Raw genomic sequence first — 5319 nt, 5'->3', positions numbered from 1 at the left:
CGCCGCGCGGCGGCCGCGCCGCGGGCCGCTTGTTTGCCCGCCGGGAGGGGTCGACCCGCCCGGCGGAACCCCCGTTTGGCAGGACGGCGGGCGCCCCGATTCCCCCCGCCGCCGTTCCCGCCGTTTCCGGCGAGGACGACAATCCGACCGTTCTCGGCGGTTTCGGTACCTTCGGTGCTCTCGACCGTTTCGCGGGCGACTTCTGCGAGGTTCCGCCCGGCGTGTTCCATCATCTGGAGGAGTCCGAGACTGACGGTGTCGACCGCGACGCGGTCTACCTCGCGCATCTGGTCGGCGGTGACGGCGGAGACGACTCGCCCGCGTTCTGTTTTGAACGTCGGAGTCACGACTCTCTGTACGGAGCGTGGGAAAAAGACGATACGGGGACGAGTGCCGCGTCGGCGATGGACCTCGTCGGCGGTGGCGTCTCAGTTGTTCTGCCGAACGTTGAAGCCGCGAGTCAGGTCGTTGTGCTTGCGTTCGAGGAACGAGTACACTGCGCCGTGTGGCGCACCGTCGAGAATCATATCGACGGCGCGACGGACGACTTCGACCTCTTCGGGTTGGCCGATGATGCCGAGCGTCGACCCGTAGATGACCACGTCCGCGCCGGTCAACTCTTCCATGAGTTCGCGGGTGCGACCGTTCTCGCCGATGAGTCGGCCCTTCTGTCGCCGCATGTCGTTTTTGTTTCTCGTGTGTCGGTCGATTTCGATGAGTTCGAACATCATCATGTCGTCGTCGAGGAGCGCCATTGCGTCCTCAGGGGCGAATCCGCGGCCGACGGCCCGAACGACATCGGGTGCGACCATCCCGAGAACGGGGTCGCCCACGCTGTCGATGGCGACACTGCCGTTTTCGGAATCAACGTCGAGTCGGACTTCTGCACGACTCTCGATTTCTCGGAGCGTCGAACCACCTTCGCCGATGAGAACACCGATACGGTCCTGCGGCACCTTGACGTGCTGCATATCACTGGGTACCCGGTCGAACGGTTTAAGCGTTCGCTCGCCCGGTCGCTACGTGTCTCGGTCGCATACGACGCCGCTGTCTGTCACTCGTCCTCGTCGGCGGTGACGAACTCGTACAGCGAGTCGCTGTCGGCGTCAGCGCCCTGCCGTCGGAAGAAGTTGGCCACGTTGCGGCAGTCACGCTGGAGGAACTCCTCGGCGTTCGGATGGTGAATCGTGACGGCCTGTCCGAGGTCGATGACGACGAGTTCGCCCTCGTGGATGATGAGATTGTACTCCGAGAGGTCGCCGTGGACGAGTCCGGCCCGGTGGAGGCGACGCATGTACTCACGGACGACCTCGTAGGCTGTCTGCGGGTTCTCGACGGTTACTTCGGAGAGGCGACGCGCCCGGTCTTCGACCAACCCGACGAGTTCCATGACGAGGACGTTCCGCTGGACAGCGATTGGTTTCGGAACTCGGACACCGGCGCGTTGGGCACGTTCGAGGTTGGCGAACTCCTTTCTGACCCACGCGCGGACGACCTGCCCTTTGTCGTGGCCGATGTTTTCGAACCGCGGGTCTCCTTCGAGGTTGTCGCGCATGTGGCGGAAGTCCGAGGCGTTGACGCGGTCAATCTTGACCGCGACGTCGGTTTCGTCGTCGCCGAGCGCCTCGTAGACGTTCGCCTCTTTCCCGGTCGAAATCGGGCCGCCGAACGCGGCGATGTGGCCGTCTTGGACTAGTTTGTAGATGGCAGCAAAGGTGGCATCGTCGAACACCGACTGTTCGACCTTGAACTGGTCGGCGTCTTTCAGCCGCATCCTGAACTCGTCGAAGTCGCGGTCCTTTCGACGTGCGATGCGGTCTGCTTCGTCGTCGGAGACGTCTATCTCCTCCCACTCGTCACCGAACGCCTCGCCCTCTTGGGGCTCGACCATGCCGAACTCGTCACTCATTGGACTACAGCTACGGGAGGCGAGATGAAAAGGGCACAGGTGCTGTCCTCGTGACGTTCGTCAGCGTTTGTAATGATGTTCACTTGGGTTCGGAACGCTGTGAGTTGCATGCTCCGGTGCCATCAGTACGTGTCGTCACGGTTCGGCCATCCGGTGTGACTCGGATTCGTCTGCGTTACTGGATATGGCCTTCGCGGCGGAGTTGGTCCGCTTCGGACTTCTCGTAGCGCCACGTTACGTCGGCTTTCTCGTCTTGCCAGTCCCACGGCTCGACGAGGACTACGTCGTCTTCTCGAATCCAGATCCGTTTCTGCATTCGGCCGGGAATGCGAGCGGTCCGCTCGACGCCGTCGGCACAGCGGACGCGGATACGATTGGCACCGAGCATGTTGGTCACGACGGCGAACACTTCGTCGTCGTTCGGCATTCGGAGATCTCGGCGGCGCTCGTTCTCGTCGTCGCTCATGCGCGAGCGTTTGATGGCGTCATGTTTAAACCCGCCGACGTTTGTTCGCCGCAAACTGTCGCATCAAGCGACGCGTTTAGGGCATTCCCGACATGCCGTGGTGGTATGCTCGATAAACTTGGAACGAAGGGAATCGTTGGAATCATCTGTCTGCTCGTCGGTATCGGCATCGTCGCGTATCAACAGCCAATCGTCGCGGCCGGTCTCGCGTTCGTTGTCGCCGGACTGGGTCTCGTCGCTAGCGGTCTCGCCGAGGGCGTGATGAAGATGTTCGGCATGGCCTGAGCCGCACTTAGGCAGAAAAAACGAACGTGTGTTTCGATAGCCGTCGCGGACTGTGCTACTCGGAAATCTTCTCGCGGCCCGGCGCGATGAGTTCGTCGAGGTAGTCCGCGAGCGCGCCCTTCGCGTCGGCCGGGTGGAGTTCGCCGGATTCGAGGTCCGCCTCCAGCGACTCGTAGTCGTCGTAGTCGAGGTTCCCGCCGTACTGCTCGGGGCGCTCGACGACGACCCGCTCGAAGCGCGGGAAGACGTGGTACTCGAAGATTTGGAGGACGGGATTCTCGCGCGCTTCACCGTCGTCCGTCGGCTCTGGGTCCGCCGTCGGCGGGCAGTAGGCGTCGTTGATCTTCTCCTCGATATCCTCCGTCGAGTCCTGCATCGAGATGGTGATTCCCTTCGACGACGACATCTTACCGACGCCAGTTCCCAGTTCGGCGATAAGGGGCGTGTGCAGACAGGTCGGCGAGTCCTCGTTGATGCTCGGCAGCGTATCGCGGGCGAGCATGTGGACCTTGCGCTGTTCCATCCCGCCGATGGCGAGGTCGATGTCGAGGTAGACGATGTCGAGCGCCTGCATGAGGGGGTAGACCGCCTGCGAGACCGTGACGCTGTCCCCGCTTTTGATTTCGGCCATGGCGCGTTCGGCACGCGCGAGGGTCGTCTCCAGTTCGAGCGCGTGCAGGTCGAGCACGTAGCTCTCGTCGAGTTGGAACTCCGACCCGAGGACGAACTCGGTTTGGCTCTCGTCGAGGCCGTAGGCGATGAACTGCTCTTTCATCTGCTCGGCCGTCTCGCGAATCTCTTCGAATGTACCCTTGTCGTTGAGGTAGGCGTGTACGTCGGCCAACAGCACGACTACCTCGAAGCCCGCCTCTTGGAGGTCGATGAGCTTGTTGGCGCCGAGCATATGACCGATGTGGAGGACACCGGAGGGCTCGTAGCCCACGTACGCTCGCTTGCCCTCGGGGTTGTCGGCCAGCGCGCGCACTTCGTCCTCCGTGACCACTTCGGAGGCGTTCCGAGTGATCAGGTCGTATGCGTCCATACGTATCGGGTGACGGGGACGTGGCATATTACTTCTGGAACGCCCCTTGGTGTCGAAACGGACAACACGCCCCGGTCCCAACTGCGGGTGATGTCCGACTCCGGAACTCGAACACGTGCGCCGATACTCATCTTCGCCGCGCTCATCTTCGCCGTTTTCGGCCTGCTGGCAGCCATGTGGGCCTCGGTTAGGGGTGGCGACTTCCTCCCGTATATTCTCGGCTTCGTCGTCTACTTCCTCGCGTTCCACATTTACCTGCCGTACCGGGTCCACAAGGATGCGACATTCAAAGGGCGGAACGCGACGTTCTGGGCGGCCGTCGCATTCTTCGTGCCACTTCTCGGTCCAGTGCTGTACTTCGTCATCGGTGGTCTCACCGGCGGCGACGACGTTGCAGGATAAGCGTATATCGCGGTTTGACTACCGCCGATTCTCGGCGCGGTGCTCGGAGATAATCTGGTCGACCATCTCTTTTTGTTGTTCCTTCTGGCGCTCTTCGGCCCGGTCTTCCCAGTCCGCAATCGCGGCGGCGACGTCCGACTCTCTGGCGACGGCGAGTTCGTCTATCTCCTGAATCGCTACGCCGTCCGCGGGGGCGACCGGAATTTCGGCTTCGAAAAGCACCTCGTCGGCGACTTCCGAGAGGTTCCCGGCACGGAGGACGACCCGAGGGTCGAAGTCCGCGAGTCGCTCTGCGGTCGTTCGCCCCGCCCCGCTGGCGTCGCGGAGGTAGACCACGTCGCCCGCGGCGATGCCGTACTGCTCGACGGTTTCGTCTAATGCGCCGTTGGTGAACTGCTCGACAATCTTGACCGGGACGAGGTTTCCACCGGATTCGTTCGCTTCGCTCTTTCTTTCGGCGACTTCCCACTCGCTGTCGCTCGTGAGAATCCCGTTCGTGTTCACGTCCGCGAAGTTCGAGTGGTCGAGTTTCCACAGCGACTTCAGGCGGTCCAGTTTCTCCGTTAGCTCCTCGTTTTCCGATTCGAGCGATTCGACTTTGCGTTCCAGCCGGCCGTTCTCGCGTTCGAGTCGGTTGATCTCCCGGCGTTCGCGGGCCTCGCGGCGTTCCTCGCGCCGTGCCTCGGAGAGTTCGTCTTTGTACTCGTCGATGATTTCGTCTTTCTCCTCGATGGTCTCGCTGAGGTCTTCGACGTGAGATTCGAGCCGATTCACTCGCGACTTCAGGTCGCGAATCTCGCGCTCTTCGGGCGTGAGTTCAGGCTCTTCGTGTGCCGTCTCGTCTGGTTCGTCGCTGGTGTCGTCCCCGTCATCGTTCATCTCACGGAGGACAGCCTCGACAGACTCCTCGCGTACGAGAACGCGGGCGATGACTTCTTCGCGGTCTACGTCGGCCGGAACCTTCCGGGAGATGCGCTCGAACTGGTCTTCGTGGTCGTCGAAGGCGAACAGCGCGGCCGCGAGGGCGTCGCGCTCGTGGTCGTTTTCGTAGTCGATGTCGCGGGTTCGGTGGAGCTTTTCGTCGACCGGGATGTCCGACGGCGGTGCCCACCCGGCGGCGTCGAAACTCCGGCGGAACTTCTCGACGGTTTCGGGCATCGGCAGCACGTCGGGGTCACTGAACAGCGCCTGAGCCAGCAGTACGCGCAGTTTCCA

The 5319-nt window shown here is 62.3% G+C and carries 8 protein-coding genes; 2 read left to right on the top strand and 6 right to left on the bottom strand.

Annotated features, from left to right (window positions below; all coding sequences use genetic code 11):
* The 4 genes from QT222_RS07125 to eif1A all read right to left on the bottom strand — a co-directional run.
* Positions 1–347: NAD(P)H-hydrate epimerase (locus tag QT222_RS07125; protein ID WP_491476761.1), on the bottom strand; the 347-nt coding region annotated here is incomplete at its 3' end.
* 81 nt (positions 348–428) lie between these two features.
* Positions 429–971: a KH domain-containing protein gene (locus QT222_RS07120; protein WP_004058543.1), complete on the bottom strand. Its 543-nt coding sequence runs from the start codon at positions 969–971 to the stop codon at positions 429–431.
* A gap of 83 nt (positions 972–1054) precedes the next feature.
* Positions 1055–1909, bottom strand: coding sequence for a serine/threonine-protein kinase Rio1 (gene rio1, locus QT222_RS07115; protein WP_491476760.1), 855 nt, complete (start codon positions 1907–1909; stop codon positions 1055–1057).
* A gap of 175 nt (positions 1910–2084) precedes the next feature.
* A complete protein-coding gene (gene eif1A, locus QT222_RS07110; protein WP_004058539.1) occupies positions 2085–2375 on the bottom strand; it encodes a translation initiation factor eIF-1A in 291 nt (96 codons plus the stop codon).
* 105 nt (positions 2376–2480) lie between these two features.
* Here eif1A and QT222_RS07105 point away from each other — a divergent pair, with 105 nt between their 5' ends.
* The gene (locus tag QT222_RS07105) at positions 2481–2660 is read left to right on the top strand and encodes a DUF7470 family protein (protein ID WP_004058538.1); all 180 of its coding nucleotides are present in this window, start codon (positions 2481–2483) and stop codon (positions 2658–2660) included.
* 55 nt (positions 2661–2715) lie between these two features.
* Here the strand turns inward: QT222_RS07105 and QT222_RS07100 are convergent, their stop codons facing one another.
* Positions 2716–3702, bottom strand: a complete 987-nt coding sequence (locus tag QT222_RS07100; protein WP_491476759.1) for a tyrosine--tRNA ligase — start codon at positions 3700–3702, stop codon at positions 2716–2718.
* Between the two features lie 90 nt (positions 3703–3792).
* Between QT222_RS07100 and QT222_RS07095 the strand changes: the two genes are divergently transcribed.
* A complete protein-coding gene (locus QT222_RS07095) occupies positions 3793–4104 on the top strand; it encodes a PLDc N-terminal domain-containing protein (protein WP_004058533.1) in 312 nt (103 codons plus the stop codon).
* Positions 4105–4122: 18 nt separating this feature from the next.
* Here the strand turns inward: QT222_RS07095 and QT222_RS07090 are convergent.
* Positions 4123–5319, bottom strand: a 1197-nt coding sequence (locus QT222_RS07090; RefSeq protein WP_491476758.1) for a DUF460 domain-containing protein, incomplete at its 5' end; no start/stop codon positions are given.

The organism is Haloferax sp. s1 (assembly GCF_058382125.1).
Note: the sequence above shows the minus strand (reverse complement) of the source record. Positions and strands in the feature narration are given on the sequence as shown.